Genomic DNA, 18,635 nt, shown 5'->3' on the forward strand with positions numbered 1-18,635 from the left:
TAGGTCTAGGCAGATTCATGGCCGCCAGCGGGCACTTTCGTGCCCGCCAGTGGGCAGAACTTATTGACCGCTAATGGGCACTTTCGTGTCCGCCAGTGGGCATTTTTTCATGTCCGCCGACACACCGCGGCAATGTCTCTTCCAAAGCCTAGCCATGGGTGCTCCGCAACTAACCGCCACACAGGCTTCATTCCAGAGAACTGCCGCTCCATCTCGTCCAGCTTCGACAACTCCTTAAAACTATCGAGGGCCTCATGGAACATCGATTGGCCCTCAATACCTTTCTTCAGCCCGTCCGCACCAAGCAAGCCCTCCAGAGTCAGGATCCACTCATCTAGTGACGGAGGTTTGTGCCTGGCTTCATCGACGTCCTCGACAGAACTAGCCAAGGGCCAAAACCACAGTGCACACCAGGCATCCATTACGAGACGCAGACGCATGTAAGGGCCCTCGGGATCGAACAACTCTGACTCGACGGCTTCACGGCTGACCGCCTCAGCGACTGGCTCGATTCCAGCGCCCCACACGTCGATCTGCCGCGCGATTTCGCGCTCGCTAATCGTTAGCCGTCGAAGACTAAGTTCCCACAATCGCTCCACTCGGCGGGCGAGAGCACGAAGTCGGTCGATCTGCTTCGAGGAGGGCTTCTTAACTATCTCGGATCGCCACTTTTTCATCGCCGCAGCGGACTCGGGGGCAAGCTCTTTTGCCTGCTTCGCATCGGCAACCGCGCCCCAGCCGCCGGCTGGTAGTAGGAAATGGTGAATCTCGCCGTCACCGACCGCTCCATGGGACAACGGGCGATCCGTTGGTGGCGTCTTAAGCCAACTTTTTTTGGCTCGTCCGAGTGACGTAAAGTCGTACGTCGATCGTCGTGCGCCAACAAGAGAGTTGCCGCGTCGTAAGTGTAAACCGAACCACGGCGCCTGCAGGCCCCGATGCATGACGTTGAGCCACAGACTAACCTCCGCCAATTCGACAGCCGTCGAATTAAGGTCTACACCGTAGGCGCGGTGCAGGGCGATGTAAGCCTTCACCTTCTGAAGCTCAGTCGCGTACTTCTCGGGATCGATCCGGTGACCCAACTCGTCCTGTCGGCGCGTCAAGTATTCCGCCGCAAGTTGGTTGATCGCCTCGTTGAGGAACGCCCCACTCCCGAGCGCCGGCTCACAGATGCGATATTCCAAAATATCCTGCGCCGTAGTGTCTCTCGTGATCAGCTCTGCCAACGCGTGCTTGACGACTGTCTTCGTGAGCACCTCAGGCGTGTAGTAAGAGGCGCTGCGTTGACGATCGCGACCGCTTAGGCGAAAAACGAAGTTACCCTTGGCATGCCGGACAATGTCTTTACGCCCAGTGAGGCGATCTTCCCGCCAAACCAGGTCTTTCTCGTCGTAGTCGCCAGACTTGGTTGACGGCACGAGCCATGAGCCCTTATCCGCATTTCCATCCTTCGCGACCTCAATCACGTCGTCTTGGGCTATCAGCCCGGAATACGACATCAAGCCCTCGTAGACTGCTCCCAGCTGATTAATGCCTAGCTGCGCGTACGAGATGTAGCCACGCTGCTTGTTCTTGTTCTTTGACGGCTTCGACAGCAGGAGCAGCGTGAGTACCTCTTGCAGGACGTGGTTGCTGAGCTTCGAGTCGTCGATCAACGGGGTCCGCTCAGGGTCGAACAGATCGGACCGTAGGGGTTCGAACACGAGTCCATCGCTGTCCGAAACGTGAAAGTTGTGACCCTCGTTGACGAGTCGAAACAGCAAGTTGAGGGAGTCGTGGAGGTGGTGGCCGTTCGCCGACGCGCCGGTGAGCGATCCTTGGATGATTTCGCGCAGTCGGTCCAGACCGTAGCCCGAGCCGTACTCCGGCGCGCCCACGGGAAGGATTCCGAGCTCAGGTCTGGCTTCCGCGAAGAGCAGGAAGAGAATTCGATAGAGGAAACGCAACGATTGGGTGGTGAGGTCGCGAGGCAGTTCTGGAATGCCTTCCACGGGTGAGCCGTGCGCCCTTCGCTGATCCAGAACCTCGTTCGCAATCTTCTCGATCGAAATGCGCAAGCCTTCGCGCAGATCCTCGCTGACGCCTACGGCGTGTTTTTCGGAATCCTCAGTGAAGGCGTCGAGAGTCGCCTTGCCGTCGTCGTTTGGGAGCAGAACATCAGCCGACCAAAGGCCAGCGTGGAACGCGAGCTCGCCAATCGCCCTATCGTCTCGGCGGTCGAGCGCGGTAGCAACGTCGAACCCGAGGTATCGACCCTCGGACCACCGCGCGGCATCGGTGACCAAGACGGCTGAACCCGCGACGACCAATAAATAGCGGGGTGGGTCGTCACTCACGAAGATCTGAGTGATCGCTTTCGACACCGCTGTCAGCGTCTCCGCCTTCTCGCTTGAGACGGCCAGGGTAATGGGAGTCAAAAGGTGCGCATCGTCGCCGAGCATTGCGTCTACCGAGTCGACTGGCAACACCTGCAGAATATGGAGTGCGTCGGCCGACGTGGGGCTCGAGAACCTCCCCAGGAGAGGAACATCCATCGGTGTCTCGGCCTGAGTGGTTTCGAGAATTACGGGACTGGCATCGAAACCGACTGCGCGCAGAAGCGTTTGATGTGTTTGCGTGACGAGCTCGATGAACTCCGGGTCCGAGCGTTCTGGCAGAGACGCGAGCTCTGTCAGATAGGCGCCGTTGAGGGCCGCCAGACCGCGAACAGGCGTCTCTTTGCCCTTGGCAGCGAGTTCCTTCCACGAAACGGATAGGTCCTTCAGCTTCGATGGGAACACCTCCGCCAGCCAATGCTCGGATAGATAATCGTTCACATTCGCAATCGAGTCGAACATGGTCATGCACTCACTCTCGGAACAATGACGGCGACGACGCGTACGAAGGGATCTGCGACTGCCGCCTGCGAATCGATAAGGGCTGTCGATTGATCCGTGGTCTCGGCGATGGTGAGCTTCGTTCCGGTTCGCCGTTTCGAATCGTCGACGATGGTCAAAGCGGCCTGTTCCCATCGCTTCAAGCTCTGCCGATAGTTATCGACCCGTCGTGATAGGTCAGCCTCGAACTCGTCGCGCTTGTCGCGTAGGTGCTCCGCGGCCGCATCAACCGCTGCCGCGACGTGGTACTGCGCGTCTGAGTAATCATTCGCATCGAGTCCAGGGTTGGTCGCTCCTTCGGTGATCCCTGCCGCGTCGAGCGCCCCGTCGAAGTCACCGACTTCCGGATGTTCCGGTATGCCACGGACTGCGCCCCAATGGGCGATCGCCGGCTTGCCGAGTTCGTTCGCCCACACTGCCTGAGTCAAGTAGACGGGCGAGTCGACATGGCCGCTCAGTACGGGGATCGCGTTGCGGCCGAAGCGTGCCACGGCCCGCTCGCCCGCCCAGTCGAGAACAGGATGAATGGGCGCGAGGAAGTGAACGTCGGGCCAAGCTTTATCTTCCACGGCCTGCGCTCGGTCGAGCCTGGACTGCGCGTACTTCGAACTGCCGGTAAGCCTGAGCCGCTTGTCGATGCCTTGCTCGGATATGTACTCGCTTGGAAGGTCTCTGAAGCGGGTGACCAAGTCGGGAGGCGGATCGAAGGCAATCAGATCCGTGTCGGCGTCACGGTGAACGTCCAGCTTCTGCTCGCCGATCTCTCCTGCGACATCGGCCAATTCGTCGATGAGGAAGTTGTCGTCGTCTTCGAAAAGTGAATGTTGATCCACTGTTTCCGGAGTGGAGTCCGCTTCGTGCTGACCGCCGACCGCCATGATCGCGGCGAAGGGGTTGATGGCCTTCGGGGTTGGATCGGGAACGACGTCGTCCAGGTCTTTGCCGTCACGGATCGCCTTCAAGACCGCCTCTTCTTCTAGCTCCGCGTCGTGGAGATCGAGCAAGACGCCGGCATCGCCGAGAGCGCGGTTGGCCTCGTACTCCTTCTCGAGCAGTTTCGTCACGACCTTCAGGTCACTGGTGACGTCGTCCTTACCGGCGAGCGCAAGCGCGCTGATCTCGGGCGCGTGCAGTTGCCCATATCTGTCGATGCGTCCGTTGCGTTGTTGGATCCGAATGAAGGACCACGGCAGGTCGTAGTGGACGAGGTGATGGCACTCATGATGAAGGTTGAGGCCTTCTGACGCCATGTCGGACGCCAGCAGGACCCGGATTTCAGAAGATGCTTGACCGAAACCGTTCACGACGTCTTGAACCGTGTCGTCGGGCAACGTCGCATATAGGGTGCGGACGGCGGCTGCCGGTAGCTTCAGTCTTCGCGGTAGCTCCTGCTGTAGCCACGTCAGGGTATCGATGCGTTCGGAAAATACCACGACTCTCGTCACGGAGTCCTTCGAGATCCCGATGCCCTTCAGACCTTCGACCAGTTTCGCGAGCTTGGACGGCGTGCTCACGTCCGCGGCCTCCGCGAGTTCGTCTAGCCGCTGCAAAGCCCTGGTCTCGGGCATTGACGACTCTCCGACTGTGGTAAGTCGGCGAGCGATACTCGAGCGCAACGCTTTCGGTGAAGACAGGAACGCCTTGAAGAGCGTCCACGGAAACAGTTGCCTGCCTTGGCCCGTCACCACTGATGCGCCTTTGGGATGCAGCCAGTTGTCTTCGAGCTCGCGGAGGACGTCGGCCTCGGCGGAGGACGGAACGACTTCGATCACTTTCGGCTGAAGTCGCTCTTTCCACTTGTGGGCGACGTCGATCTTCACGTCCGGAGAGTTGCGATGCCGGCGCACATACAAGTGCTCGATGTCTTTGGCTGAGTAGTCCATGCGGTCGACGATCGCGGTCGGGTCCAGTAGGTGCACCAACTCGGCGAAAGACTCTGGCTTGCCGTTGTGCGGCGTGGCGCTGGCAAGGATGAGCGCATCCGTTTGCGCTGCAAGAAGTTTGGCGAGCTCGTTGTTTTGGGTTCCGCGGTTGATCAGGTTGTGGCACTCGTCGATGACGACGGCGTCCCACTTTTGGTTCTTCAGATGGTGCTTGTACCGGGCGGGGTTCTTCAGGGTGTCGATCGAGACGATGACCCGCCTGTAATAGCTAAGGGGGTTGCGCGAACTCGGCAGAGTCTGGCGGACCTTCTGAATGCCACTGGAGTCGAGGCGGATCAGGGGGATCGCGAACCTCGTCCAAAGTTCACGCTGAAATTGTTCGAGGACCGCACGCGGAGTGACGACGAGAATGCGTTCTCCGCGCCCGCGGCGGATCAACTCGGAGAGCAGGATTCCGATCTCCAAAGTCTTGCCAAGCCCGACTGCGTCGCCAATAAGGATCCGCGGCCTAAGGTTCTGCAACGCCTGGGACGCCGGCCGCAATTGATAGTCCATGCGATCGAGCAAGCCGCGGTGCCCAACCGTGATCCGCGTTTCGCTCGAAGGTACGGGGCTGCCACGCCGGATCGATTCAAGCCACAGTCGTGAGCTTCTGAAGCCCGCGGAGTCGTCGGCAACGAGCTTGCCTTCGCGTGGATCGAGACGGTCGATTTTGTCGAGCTCCCCGAAGAACACCGCGTCTTGATCGCGTACAAGGGGCGTTACACCGGTGACCTCTACCCGGACGCCGTCGTACTCGGTATTGCGTACGGCGCGAACGAGCCACTCTTCATCCCTGACGACGATCCGTTCGCCGGCAGCTACTTCAGCCATTTAGCAACACTTTCCGATCTCGAGTCACCGGGCATCATCTACCTGCTGGCAAGAAGAGTTCATGGAAGAGCCCTTGATCCTCGTCACCCTCGTCGTGAGTTCCGAACAGCAACGCCCGGTCGAGGAATGAGTTGTTCATCTCGCACGATGTCTCGGGGGCAAGCACGCACGCGTGGCAGGCTGCAAGGTTCAATCCATCGGACCCCGTACCACTAGCCTCGATGCACACCGGATCTGACGAGCACCATGACATCCGCTGCAGTCCGTCAGTGAGAGCAGCATGCAGATGTTCGCTCTCCGCCATCGCAGCGACACCGCCCAAGCTGCCCGCGGAGTCCGAACTCGCGGTATAGACGAGGAGCCCCGCAACCTTGTCGTCAACGAATAGCCTTTCGCGAAGCGCCGCTTCGGGATAACCCGCGTCGAGGGACAACTGATCGATGATTACGTGCGCCAGTGTGTGGATGGCTACCTTGATAATGTCGACCTTTGCCGGTTCTCGGCCGTACTCGGCGGCGGCACGGTCCGCCGCCTTCTGCAACACCCGCTGCCGCTTACGCGCGAATTCTCGGGTTGCCCATTCGTCGAGGACAGGCTTGCGGAATGCCAAGAATATGCCTTCACCGATCACCTGGATGGCCGGGAGCCAGTACATGTGAGTGGGAGCGAGAGGGCAGAGCTTCTGAACGGGACCCGACGGGTCGGGTGCGCCGTCTAACCGCGTAAAGCCCTGCAAAGCCCGAACTTCGCGGAGTCGCGTTACCTTGCGCACTTCGGTGATCAGCGACTCGAATCCAGCGGGCACGTCACGACGCAGGCACACGAAATCAGAGTCCAAGCCCTCCTCTTGCCGTCCCTCGACGAGCGCCTTGTACTCGTCGGCGCGGAGCTTGGCCTCGGTGACTGCCTCGTCGTCCTCCTCTTCGCCGCGACGCCGATCGATCTCCTGCTTGATCTGTTCCGCGCTGTAACGCCCTTTGGACATCGCAGACAATCCAGCGAGCACCGGAGGAATGGCCGCCGCCGGATCTTTGACCATCTCCCAGTTCTTGTCGATGAACTTCGCCAACGCCTCAGAGTAGGGCGGGATGGATATCGTCGAGCGGACTGCTGGAAACCACACGTTCGACGCGCCACGTTGAACCGCCCGCGGATAGAGATCGCAGTCTTCATGGGTGTCAAGGCCGAGCCAGGGGCGCAGACCACGGCACTTACCGAATTCGGCGAGCGATCCCGCTCCGATCGCACCCTCCAGGCTTCTGTGGTCAACGCCGCAGGTGCATGTCAGCGTGAGGTCTCCGAGAGACGAGGTACGTCCTAGGACATTCAGCTTCATCTCGTGTTCGTCGCTCCGGATCTTGCTCTGCTGGTCTTTGTGCAGCCACGAGTAAACCGGGAACTCGCTCATGTGGCCCCTGCTGCACGCTCCGATAAGCCGGAATGGGCTCAGATCGACACCGTCGTCTTTGCAGACTGCGTTCTGCTTGTCCCTGGACAGGTCCGAGAGCGCACCGATGCGTCGGCACTTCGGACAGACCTGCGTGTACGGGTAGCGGATGACCGGGACATCTCGCTTCCCACCTGCGGGCGGGGCCATCAATCTCTTCACACCCAACGCACGTGCCAAGCGCGGTTCTGAAATCGGTTCGGCGCGTTCAACATCCCATTCATGGAGGCCCGCGATCATGAAACTTGTTGACTCAGAGGGAAACAAGCTTCCCACTCCGTAGGTGCTCAGCAATTGGCTGCGACGAGCTTTCGCGGCGTTCACCGGGGAACCTTTCGTGCAGGTATCTGGTAGAGAGTGCTCTCTGCGTCGACGTCACGCATGCTTCGGAGCGTCGGCCAGGGTGTCTCACTGGTCGAGTACTCGACCAGGTCGTGCGTCATTGCCACGTCGGGTGGAACCAAGAGAGAGTCTTCGTAGTTACTGCTGTCTTGGTAGCGCATGTCTGGATGTGAATCCGCGCCTTCGGTCCAGACTTTCACTAGCTCATCGAGCTGCCTGACGGTATCGGCCGCGTCTTCCTGGTTTGCCACTTCTTTTGCCCTGCGAGCCAAGAGATCCGCCATCAGAACGACGTTGTCGTACTCACTGTTGATCCTGTGCGCGGCACGCTCGTCGGACATCTCGTCAACCAGCAACCGTATCAAGGAGACGAGTACGCCATGAAGGGCTCGATCGCGGGCGCGTGCCGCGAAGGGTGTTGCACTCGTCGCCTCCACGGCGCGGTAGAGCGCCTGATGGAACGGAATGAAGTTCTCGTAGTGCGACCGGTCGCGCGACCGTGCGGAGTTAAAAATCGTCACGACAAGGCCGGGGTGCTTACGGCCCACGCGGCTGGTGGCTTGAATATATTCGGCACTCGACTGTGGCTGGCCCATCACCGCCATCAAACCCAGCCGGTCGATGTCGACACCCACCGAAATCATGTTCGTCGCCAACACCACGTCGTTGGCGTAGCCCGACGTTACTTTGTTCTCAAGGCTTTTCAGCGTGCGAGGGATATCGGCGGAAGGTACGCGGCTGGTGAGCTCGACCGGTGGTCGGATGTCGCGCGGAGAGGACGCCTTTCGCCTGGCCACCAGTTGCAGGCGGTCCCGGACGTCGCCCTCGACCTGGAGGTTGGCGCTGCCCAGTACACGAAGGCTGTTGAAGTAGCCAAGCAAGGTCCAATAGGGGTCTCGCGTCTCTGGTGCGCCCGAGATGTCATGCGCCGCTTGAAGCAAGGCGGCATAAACCCGCACCATTAGCGTCGCGTGGCTTGCCCCTGCCGCCATCACCCCGATGTACTCGCGGGTTCCATACCCCTCTCGCGGCGCCGGTTCGGCGAAGAAAGACTGGTCCGGGTCAACACCAGGTGGCGGGAACTGCGCAGCACGCCGGTTGAAGACCGCCTTGATCTGATTGTCGGCACGGCGGATGGTCGCCGTGGACGCGATGACCTTCGGCTTCCCGCGGGTCGGGCCCTCGGGTCCCATTTCGATTCCGCAGGCAGCATCGATTGCGGTCTCGTATAGTCCGACCACCGAACCCAACGGCCCTGAGATCAGGTGCAGCTCGTCCTGGATGATCAACGACGGCGGCGATCCGGTTCCGTCTCGCGCGAACAGCTTTCGCACATGCTCACGCCAAGCCATTTGCGCGAACTTGTCGACGGTACCGAGGATCAGTTCGGGGCGGAATTGATAGATATCCTGGTCAACGACGTAGGCAGGGAGCCCGTCGCAGAAGTCGCACTCGTGATTTCCGCATGCAATTTTCAAACGCTCGACGGGCGACTTCACGATTGAGTAATGCGCCTCGTTCAGAGACTGCCCGCACCAAGGACACTGGGTCAGTTGGATCGGATTTCTTTCTTGGAGCTCCTTGCCATCGGCTATGGCGTTCAGAGACTTGTTTGCCTCCGCCAAAGTATTCGGTGTCGCGGCCTGACCCACCCACAGACCGATCGAGAAGGCACGATCGCCTAGGTCGTTTTCTCGCTTCCGAAGACGTTCGAGCGAGCAAAGCAACATAGTCGCACGCTCGAATTGCTGAATTGTCAACAGGCGCAGGGTGTATCGCATGATGACCGCAACGCCCATCGCATCGGAGTCTTTGAGCCTGCGGTGAAGTATCGAGAATGCGACCAGACCGAGGTAAGCCTCGGTCTTTCCGCCGCCAGTCGGGAACCACAAAAGGTCGGCAATGTCTCGATCTTCGTGATCGGGAATGGCCAACCCCGGAAGATTCAACAATATGTACGCGATCTGGAATGGATACCAGCGCTGCTCGGCTCCGTCTCCGACAGCCCCGGATGCTCCCGCCCGAACCCAGTCCTGACGGACTCGTTGCAACTGCATGGCTGTGTTCGCCAAGCGAAATGCTCTGCCGACATCGGGATCGCTGAACACGAGATTGATGCCGCGTTGTATTCGATCCGCTGCGTTGAGTGCTCTCGCGACGTGCGCGTCCGCGACCTCCCGAAGTCCGTTCTCGATATCCGCGTCTCCGTTATGGATGGCCTCGCTCAGCTTTCCGATCCACTCGCGGTACTCGGCGACCAAGCCACCGAGGTTCGCCGCCAGCGATTCATCGGAAGCAGCGCTGAGAGTGGACATCCGCAGATCAACCTTCGAGCTCGCGCCGCCGGGCCGAGCGCGCGAAACCTCCTGCCTAGGAACAAAAGTTGTTGCAACCCTTCCTATCGTCGGCGACGTTGCAGCTCGGTCCCAGGTCGCGGCACAGCCATGACCCACAGCGAACACGCGCGCGTTGCGATAAAGCAGTGCCGCGGAACGGAGGTCTTCGTCCTTTTCGCTGAGCACTCCATAGGACGAGCGGTCCGCAATTGCTTGCTTGTCGGAGATGATCTCGAGCCCGACCTGGAACCACGCGTAGGCATCTCGCAGCTCACCTTTGGTAGGTGCTTGTGTGTTTCGCAGGGCAGCCGATACCGCGACCCTGCCGTTACGTGGCACACGAGAAAACACGTAAAGCTGCAATCCCTGTGCGACGTCGACCTTCTTCACACCCGGTGTCGATACGTCCCATTCGATGGGATCGATGGACTGCGGAGTGCGCAACCACGAGTCCGGTTTGGCGATTTTCTGCCGCCACGACGGCCTCTCGTTGCGAGCGCCGTCCCCGCTCGCTCCGTCGGCTGACGGAAGATACCTTGCCGCTTCGATCGCGATCTTCACGGACTTCGCGTGGGCGAGATCGACAGAGAAGGTGATGCCCATTGACGTCGGGTACCTCATCAAGGCCTGTGAGATTGGACTGTCATCGACTCCGTTCTCCTCTGCCTCTCCACTATCCGGCTCAGTCTCTGCCTCCTCCTGCAACCGATCTTCAGCCGGCCATAGGACGCCGGCGATGTAGCGGTCCAGCGGGAGGTCGGTGATCAGCTCGTTCGGGCCTTCCGCTGGCCCGACGAGGTCCTTGATCAACTCATCGACGACGTCATCTCGAAACGCGTATTGCTCTGCGATTTCAGCCATTTGGGAACTTTCTAGGTGGTTGAGAGGTCAGGTCTTGCCAAACCGGTCACGCGAGGAACAAGCCAAAATCCGGAGCTTCCTAAACCAGCCTTCTCAGATTCGTTGGGTTCCCCGGCGACGGTCTCGACAGACACGAGAGACAAGCCATCCACAATTCCCGGCCAACTTCCCAACCATCCGAACGCCTTGGCGAAGGTGTCATCAAAGGTCCCGCTCGTTCGCCCCACGATGTGCCCGGTTTCAGTAACCAAGAGGTAGGAGGGCGAATCTTCCGTGGATTCTTCCTCGTCTAGCTCCGCCTGAATTGCCATGCCCACAAGGTCATCGGAAGCCAGCGTTTTCTGCACCATCTCTGCGGTTACTTGTGTTGAAGCTGTCGGATAAGCGGATTCCACGTCGTTGTAGTTGAATTCGAATGCCTTGGTCCACTTGACGCCGCGCCTCTTTTTGCTCCACGCCTCTTCTTTGAATCGTCCCCACAGCCTGGGATCGGCTTTGATGAACGACTTGGGCTGCGGGAGCCGACAGACGAAGATGTCGTCGCGCGCTCGACTCAACGCCACGTATTGGCGGCGGACTCTTGTCCAGCTGTTTTCGTGGTCAGGAACCCACGTCGGTTCGACTACGAAGACAGAGTCGAATTCGAGCCCCTTCGCACGGTGGATCGTGGACACGATCACCGAACTGTGATCAGGCTCGGTCAGTGTTAGTGGCAGAGCTCGGGCTTTCACAAGCCGCGCAACCGTGAGGAGATTCAATGAATCGAATTCGCTTCTTCGGCCTTCGGCAGCCTTGAGCTCTGTCCAGCGTTGCGCGACTTCTTTCTTCTCCAGCAGCCGCTCGAGGGCAGCCTCGACCTCCGATCTGCGTTCCTTCGGACCTGGTAAGGGTCCCAAAGCACTCGCGATCCACTTAGCAGCACCGAAATCCTGTGCTTGGCGGCGGACGGCGTGCGCTACACCCTGTTCGTTGAGGTATCTCGAAACTCGAAGTACATCGGCGTTAGTCGTGCATAGAACAGCCGTCGTCTTGCCGCTGCGCGGCGTCAACAGGTCGTACCACGCGTCGATATCGCCACGATCCGGTAGATCGAGTACGAGATCGTCGAGTAGTTCCTCTGCGGTGTCACCGTCATCTGAGTCGCGGATCGCGTCGCCGAGACGGACCACCTCTTTGGGGAATTTGCCCCTGGCTCTGTAGTTTTGGCCTAAACCTACCGCCTCGCAGCCGAAACGTTTGGTGAGCGAACCGAAGACGTCAACTGAAGAAGTCGTGCTCAGAGAGTCTTCTAGTTGGAAGTCATACACCCCCTGCAAAGGGTCGCCGAGTGCAGTGATGCCAGCCTCCTTATCGAGCAACTCAAGGATTCCGATCACGAAGTCCGCACGGTCTCCAACGAGATCCTGAACTTCGTCAATCACGACGTGCCGAATTGACGAGATAACCTGCGGGGCTTTCTCGGCTTCCCTGAGGGAGCGGGTCGCACGCCGTATGCGGGCCTCGAAGTTGCCGTCTAACTGGATACCGGCTTCGAAAAGAAGAAAGCTCGCAAAGGAATCGAACGTACGCACGTTTGCCGCGGCCACATCTCGTAGATCCAGGCGAGTCCTTACAGCCGATACGGCCGCACGGGAAAAACTCAGAACGAGAATCTCTTCCGCGTCAAGGCCCTCATCCTGCACGAGATTGTCGATACGGCTTACGACGACCTCTGTCTTGCCTTGACCCGCACCGGCAATCACGAGCAGACGTGCGACGGCCGGCGCTTTCACGACCTCGAGCTGCTCGTCGTTTAGATTAACGTTTTCAGCTGACATCTCGGGTTCCTGCAAACCGAGCGCTTGCGAGATGAACGAGAGAATATCCCGAACCGAATACATCTAATTCACCCCAGATCTCTCCTACGAAGCATTTCGCCGGGCCCAACTCACCGGCGATGATTACTCGTCGGAGCACGTCAACCAACATTGGCAATTTCCTCCGGTTCGTTACCGTGCTCATCCATATCTTTGGTCGGCTGGAAAACGATACTGTCACCGAATTCGATGATGTTATCGAGCATGTTGACGATCAAAACTTCTTCAGTGCCACCGTTTTTCGGTCCTCGCAGTCCGCGTCCAACCATCTGCTGATAGCGGACTTCGCTGCTGGTTGGACGAGTTATGTAGACGGCATCAGTTTTAGGTGCGTCAAAACCTTGCGACAGCACCGCGTAGTTCGTCAGAACTTTCAACTCTCCCGATTTGAACCGCTCGATCGCAGCGCGCCGATCTTCGGGGCTTGTGTCCTGGTCAATCGAGGAGGCGGGGCGTCCCTGAATCGTGAGCAACGTAGCAAGTGTCTGAGCGCTCTCAACTGAGGCGGCGAAGACCACGATTTGCCAATCTGCAGGCTTGCTCATCACAGAGCGCACGATCGTGCGGGTCCGGTCTCCATCGCGACCGAGTCGCGCTTCGGCGGCCTTGGAAAGCCATCCCTTGGACGTGAACTCTTCGAGCTCGCTCTCCGACAGATCGATCGAGATGCCACCAAGGATCTCCAGACGAGCATGAGCCAGAACGCGATCACGCTGCAGTCTCAGTTGCGGTAGCTCATCACCGAAAACTCCTTCGTCCAAACGGTTGTCGTCGAACCGACGAAGGAGGCGTTCAGTCTCAGCGCTGTCGCGACGCCCGCGAAAGGGCGTAGCGGTTAATCCGATCAGCGGCTTCTCTCGTTCGTGTGTTCCACGACCGAGCCACTCGAGAATCGTTGTGTAGGAGGGGGTGTATGCGCCATGGGCCTCGTCGATGATCACGATGGGCGCCTCTGCCAACCACGCGAACGATTCTTTACCGACTGCACGTGCCAAGATCTTCTGCCAGGTAGCCACTACGACTTGTACGCCGGCGGCTTCTTCTTCCATTTCGTAGCTCGACCAGAAACGGCTGAGAATCAGTTGGGTGTCTTGCCGACCTACAGCTCGCCATAGATAGGACCAAGCATCTATTGCTTGCTCACACAATTCTTCGCCATCTGCCAACCACAAGATCGGTCCGGATAACGTTCTCTCACTTGCATCCAGTCGGTCGTCTCGAATCGCTTCAATGACCGTCTGCACGGCAACACGGGTTTTCCCCGCGCCCGTCGGTAGCGAGATGATTCCTCGTCGATGACCATGGCCGCTCAAGAGCTTGAGAAGGCGCGCCGACACGACCTGCTGGTAGTCATGCAAGTCGTCGAGCTGGGTAGGACCGTCAACATATTCTGTCGGTTTGTTGCGCCGTCGTGCCTTCTCGCCTGCCCATTCTTCACCGAAACCCAGGCTTTTAACCCACTTTCGGGTATTGAACGAACCCGCCCAGGTCGACGGGGCCGAATCCGGCAGCCCCTGCGGATCAACCTTGCAGGCGCGTTCGAGCGCGCGGACACCCAGCATCGTCACGCAAAGCTCCGCCAAATCCAGCCCGTGTGGCTCCCCCGATCCGTCTTTCGCCAGGTAAGTGAGAGCGTCCCTTGGGATCAGGGTTTTTAGCCGCTCTTCGCCGGCGAGCATGAGGAGCCGGTCCGCGTCGGACGACGCACTTCTGATCTCCCGTACTCGCTTGGAGTTCCTACGCCTCTCCATATCATTGAGAAGTAAATTGACCTGCCGGTCGGAGTCGTCAAGCAATAGACATCCAAGCACCTGCTTCAGTACATGACTGTCCGTAGATCCTGTCACGAGGATTCGGTTGGCCTCGCGCGCAGCTGTGCATTCGACTCGCACTTCAGGCTGCCCTGGTACCGCAGCCACCTTGCTGATCGAAAGGCACTTCTGAAGAACGAGGTCCTCCAGTTCATCAGCGCCGGGAAGTGCGTCCAGGATCGGAAAGACGTCGGAGACCAACTCCGGTTCCGCGCTCGTCTCGTAAGAGTAGGTGACCGGAAGGTCTCGGCCCTCAAGGCAATCCCAGAGCTCGCTGAGCGTGTGTACATCGTCGATGCTGTCGACCACCACACAGGGAATTCCGAAGTCATCCAGCACGGCAAATGCTTCTTCACCGTGGACAACGGCGACGCTCGTGCGGTCCTCCTCCGACCACTGGCCGTTGTGGCGCACCCAGAGTCGTTCGGGCGGGTCAATCTCTTTGTGCGTCCAGCACCACCATGCGTAGCTCTGACCGACGCGCAGCAGGTCATCGCGCTCGACGTGTGTATGTACGAGCCAGTTGAAATCGGAGGGGCCGAGTTCGCCGATCTGTCTTTTCAGGCGAAGGACGCGTTCGGTGTCTGAGCTCAGCGCCACGTTGGTGAGGCACGGAAGTAATCCCTCAGGGGCACCGTCGACTTCAGCGACGAAAGCTTCCGTGACGGGGACCGGGCCCAAAGTTGTTGGCAGGAGGCCTTCCTCCCGTACCCACCAGAGTTCGGGCGCAATGTAGCGAGCTGTCTTGGTGACGTTCGGATGGCTCACTCGGACGCGCGGAATGTCGATGTCGGTGACCACGGCGACACTCAAGGCCAATCTGTTTGTCAGACTGAGATCAGGCAGGCATTCGAGAGGTCCCAGCACCGCGTCGAGGGTTTCAATATCGATCGCTTGGCGTGCCTGGACGCCCAACCCCAGCTCATCGCCGATGGTGTCTCGGACTGCCTTCCGATACCGCGACACCCACACTTCGCTGGAATGCGCAGCGGAGCGGGATGGCCTGGCTCTGATTCCGAGCAGGTACAAAATTTCGTGGTCTGCGGCGTGGTAATTCCCATCGACTAAATGTGATCCGTCCTCTCGCAGCTGCTTGAGGCAGTCGCCGGGAAAATACAGCCCTTGCGGAATAACCCAACGCTCGTCACCGTTCCGCACTTGAATCAGCTTCGCTGCATGGCCACCCAATACTTCTTCAAACGCCTCGCGGACCAGCTGAACCCCCGAGCCGCGCATGGCAATCCACAGCTCCTCCCAGTCAACCCGGCCTGTGGCCCTGAGCTGCGTGAGCAGCTCAAGCATCTCACCGCCGTCTTCGAACGGAGTTATTCCGAGGTGTTTCAATGCCTCCGCGGTTGACGGCCGACATGAGACGGCTTCGGCAACGAACGAAGTGCCAGTTTGGCCAGCACCTGTCCGGATGAAACAACGTCCCCTTACCGGCTGTGCCAAATTGCCATTCTCCAACAACACGATTCGTGCATCTCGCACGTCCGCCTCAGTGTTGCTGCCCTTACCGACCAATTTAGCAGCGAGATCGATCGCAGCAGCCGATTTCTCCGGCAGCAGATCGGCGACAATGGACTGGAGCCAGTGGAGCACGCGCCCAGCGGGTTTCGGCCGTTCGCCGTCCTGCATCAGACGGTCAACTTTGGAGCGCCGTTCGACGGTTTTGGTGCAGTCAGGGTGAACCCAGCTGCCGCGGTTGCCAGCTACCGCCAACCACTCGGAGGCAAATTCAGCCACATCGTCGGGTATGCGTTGGAGGGAACTGGGTGCACGCAACTGACCATCAAGATCTGGCAGGCATCGGGCGTCTCTGAGGGCTTCGAAAACCGGCTCGTTCAAGACCGCGTCAGCCCAGCTGCGAGCTTCTTTACCGCGGGCAGGCAGTACATCGATGTATCTGCCATACGCGCCGTCTGAGGTCAGGTCTCTGCGCGCCGATACAATAAGTTGTGGCAGCACATCCGCGAGGATCTCCCGGTTGAACTCGCAAGCAATCACGTTGATGCGATCGTCGGAGAGCTTCCATGGAGCGTTGACTCGACCACTGAGGGTTAGATCCGATTTCACTGGGAAGAATGCCGACAGCTGTCCGAGCCCCACCCCGCCGGTCAGCGGCACGGCCCAACTGACGGTGATCGACTCCCGCTTTGCGGCATATCCAGCCGAATCAAGGGCCTTGATTGATGGCTCGTGGCCAGTTGAAACCACAAGCCAGTCCTTGTTTCCGTCATCTGTTGTCAACGTGACGAAATTGGCCTTCTTTGCAGCTTTAAAATGAGGCTCGCGATCGGCCAACTCGTCGACCAGTTCGAGGGACCGGACGTGTGGAGCGAACAAATTGAACGACTCGTCGAACTCGCTGATTTCCTCCGACAGCTGCTCGGCTGCACCGCTTTTGAGCGGCACCTTGACGACGGTGGTGGCCCACGCTGCAAGCTTCGCCAATGTAGGGTCCGCACGAAATTCGCTCAAGGGCTCAAGCGTCCACGCAAGCCGCAGCGCTGGAACCTCTACTGGTGCGTAGAGCGTGCCGACTTCGGCGGAAAGCTGATCGGCCGTCTGCTGACGGTTGAATTCAAATGATACTGAGCGACTGAAAATCTGTGGGCGGTCAGAGATGCCGCTGATTGATTTGAACCCAAGTCCAAACCGACCAATTTCGGCACCCGTCTTGTTAGACAGGTGCGTGTAAAGCAGCGCTCTGACACCCAACTTTTCAAACGGGATGCCTTCGTTGGCAACGTACAAAGCCTCAGACGTCAGACTGACATGGATGCGGCCGGGCGAGCGGTGCAGGGCGTCCGCGGCATTTTGAATGAGTTCCTGGATTTGCTTGCGTCCATAACCACCCTCGGCGATCCCGCGCTCCTTGCCGGCATCTTCCTCGACCCGGTTGGGATCTTGCTTGTACACCCCGATGCAATTGTCGCGGCATTCGTCTACGAAACCGCCCAATGCGAGGTCTGGGTCAGACCAGCCTCTGATCGTCACTTCACACCCTCCCTTCCGCCACTGATACCACGAAGAAGCTCCTGGCAGGAGCGCTTTCAAGTCGCCGGAGTTCTACCACTGCGCGCCGACAGAAGCGGGAAATCTTGCCTGCTGCCGTGCGAATCGGTCGCACCGGAGTCGCCTGCGACATGCCCGGAGGAGAAAAAAGTCTCGGGGATTCGTCGGCTTCGCAACCACCGTCGTCCGAAGAGCCGGCTAACATCACTGCCATGCCGCGCACAGTTCCGCTGCCGGTCCGCCAGCAGCGGATCATCGATCTTTTTGCCGGCCCTGGGGGCCTCGACGTCGGCGCGACCTGGTTGGGCATTCCGGTCAGAGGAATCGAACTGGACCCGGACGCGTGCGCAACGCGCGCCGCTGCTGAGCTCGATACTGTCCAGGGGGACGTGCGTGCCTACGCTCCGAGTGACTTCCCGGACGCGACGATCCTCACGGGCGGGCCGCCATGTCAGACGTTCACCGTCGCTGGTAAGGGCGCTGGCAGGCGAGCTCTGGACCAGGTTACGGAACGTCTGATGGACATGGTCGACAGTCCAGAAGCCGACTCGGCCCGTGGTTGGTCGACGGACGAACGGACTGAACTCATCCTCGAACCGATGCGTTGGGCGCTGCTTGCACTTAGAGCGGGTTCCCCATTCGAGGCCATTGTCTTGGAGCAGGTTCCCGCCGTTATCCCGGTTTGGGACGCCTTTCGCGAGGTGCTGCAAGACTGCGGTTACAACTGCGCCATCGGAATACTTCGTTCCGAAGAATTCGGTGTCCCGCAGACGCGTCGCCGCGCGATTCTGATCGCCCAGCTCGGAGACGCCGGCGTAGCTCTCCCAGCTCCCACCCACGAAGCGTTTCGAAAGGGAGCTCCGAGCCAAGGTGCGCTCGGGCGTGATCCATGGGTTTCCATGGCTCAGGCCCTTACGAGAAACCTGGAGTTCACGGTGATCTCCAACTATGGGAGCGGGGGAGACCCGCGCAACAGGGGACAGCGTCACTCTGGCGAGCCAGCTGCCACGGTCACAGGAAAAGTGATGCGCAACCGACTGCGCCTCAGTAACGGCGACTCGAGTCGCCTGTCCCATCATGAAGCAGGTCTCCTTCAAACTTTCCCGCATGACTTTCCCTGGTCTGGGTCCGACATAGGCCAGCAAATCGGCAATGCGATCCCCCCGCGTTTGGCCGCACATGTTCTGGCGTCAGCGCTCGACATCCAGTTGCCTAAGGCGGAGCTCGACCGCGTTGTCAGGTCATCGTGGGGTGAAGCTCGGCTTGCGCCAATCCGGCAGGAGGGAACAGGAATTGAACGCCCACCACTTGTGGCTGCGGCCGAATGAC

General features: G+C 59.4%; 7 protein-coding genes. 1 reads left to right on the forward strand and 6 read right to left on the reverse strand.

From position 1 onward, the window contains the following. Positions 1–107: 107 nt before the first annotated feature. The 6 genes from CYU59_RS08555 to CYU59_RS08580 all read right to left on the reverse strand — a co-directional run bounded on the left by CYU59_RS08555 (position 108) and on the right by CYU59_RS08580 (position 17,210). Positions 108–2,846: a hypothetical protein gene (locus CYU59_RS08555; RefSeq protein WP_292981694.1), complete on the reverse strand. Its 2,739-nt coding sequence runs from the start codon at positions 2,844–2,846 to the stop codon at positions 108–110. Then, positions 2,843–5,635 (reverse strand): DEAD/DEAH box helicase, encoded by a 2,793-nt coding sequence (locus CYU59_RS08560; protein WP_292981696.1) that lies wholly within the window; start codon positions 5,633–5,635, stop codon positions 2,843–2,845. The genes CYU59_RS08555 and CYU59_RS08560 overlap by 4 nt, the downstream gene beginning before the upstream one ends. Positions 5,636–5,669: 34 nt before the next feature. Beyond that, positions 5,670–7,406 carry a DUF1998 domain-containing protein gene (locus tag CYU59_RS08565; protein ID WP_292981698.1) on the reverse strand — a complete coding sequence of 579 codons (1,737 nt, stop codon included), beginning with the start codon at positions 7,404–7,406 and terminating at the stop codon, positions 5,670–5,672. Further along, positions 7,403–10,621, reverse strand: a complete 3,219-nt coding sequence (locus CYU59_RS08570) for a helicase-related protein (RefSeq protein ID WP_292981700.1) — start codon at positions 10,619–10,621, stop codon at positions 7,403–7,405. Before CYU59_RS08570 ends, CYU59_RS08565 begins: the two co-directional genes overlap by 4 nt. A gap of 11 nt (positions 10,622–10,632) precedes the next feature. Then, a complete protein-coding gene (locus tag CYU59_RS08575; RefSeq protein WP_292981701.1) occupies positions 10,633–12,501 on the reverse strand; it encodes a UvrD-helicase domain-containing protein in 1,869 nt (622 codons plus the stop codon). 77 nt (positions 12,502–12,578) lie between these two features. Then, entirely contained in the window at positions 12,579–17,210 is a 4,632-nt protein-coding gene (locus tag CYU59_RS08580) for a DEAD/DEAH box helicase family protein (RefSeq protein WP_292981703.1), read from the reverse strand. A gap of 308 nt (positions 17,211–17,518) precedes the next feature. On the opposite strand from CYU59_RS08580, the gene CYU59_RS08585 reads away from it, so the two are divergent. Further along, on the forward strand, positions 17,519–18,634 hold the full coding sequence (locus tag CYU59_RS08585; protein WP_292981705.1) for a DNA cytosine methyltransferase: 1,116 nt from the start codon (positions 17,519–17,521) through the stop codon (positions 18,632–18,634). Position 18,635 lies beyond the last annotated feature (1 nt).

The organism is Mycobacterium sp., from assembly GCF_002863225.1.
Classification (GTDB): domain Bacteria; phylum Actinomycetota; class Actinomycetes; order Mycobacteriales; family Mycobacteriaceae; genus Mycobacterium.

What these genes read in the sequence shown, in the direction of transcription:
- CYU59_RS08585 (WP_292981705.1), top strand. Translation starts at nt 17,519, where the DNA reads ATGCCGCGCACAGTTCCGCTGCCGGTCCGCCAGCAGCGGATCATCGAT.
- CYU59_RS08560 (WP_292981696.1), bottom strand. Translation starts at nt 5,635, where the DNA reads ATGGCTGAAGTAGCTGCCGGCGAACGGATCGTCGTCAGGGATGAAGAG.
- CYU59_RS08570 (WP_292981700.1), bottom strand. Translation starts at nt 10,621, where the DNA reads ATGGCTGAAATCGCAGAGCAATACGCGTTTCGAGATGACGTCGTCGAT.
- CYU59_RS08575 (WP_292981701.1), bottom strand. Translation starts at nt 12,501, where the DNA reads ATGTATTCGGTTCGGGATATTCTCTCGTTCATCTCGCAAGCGCTCGGT.
- CYU59_RS08555 (WP_292981694.1), bottom strand. Translation starts at nt 2,846, where the DNA reads ATGACCATGTTCGACTCGATTGCGAATGTGAACGATTATCTATCCGAG.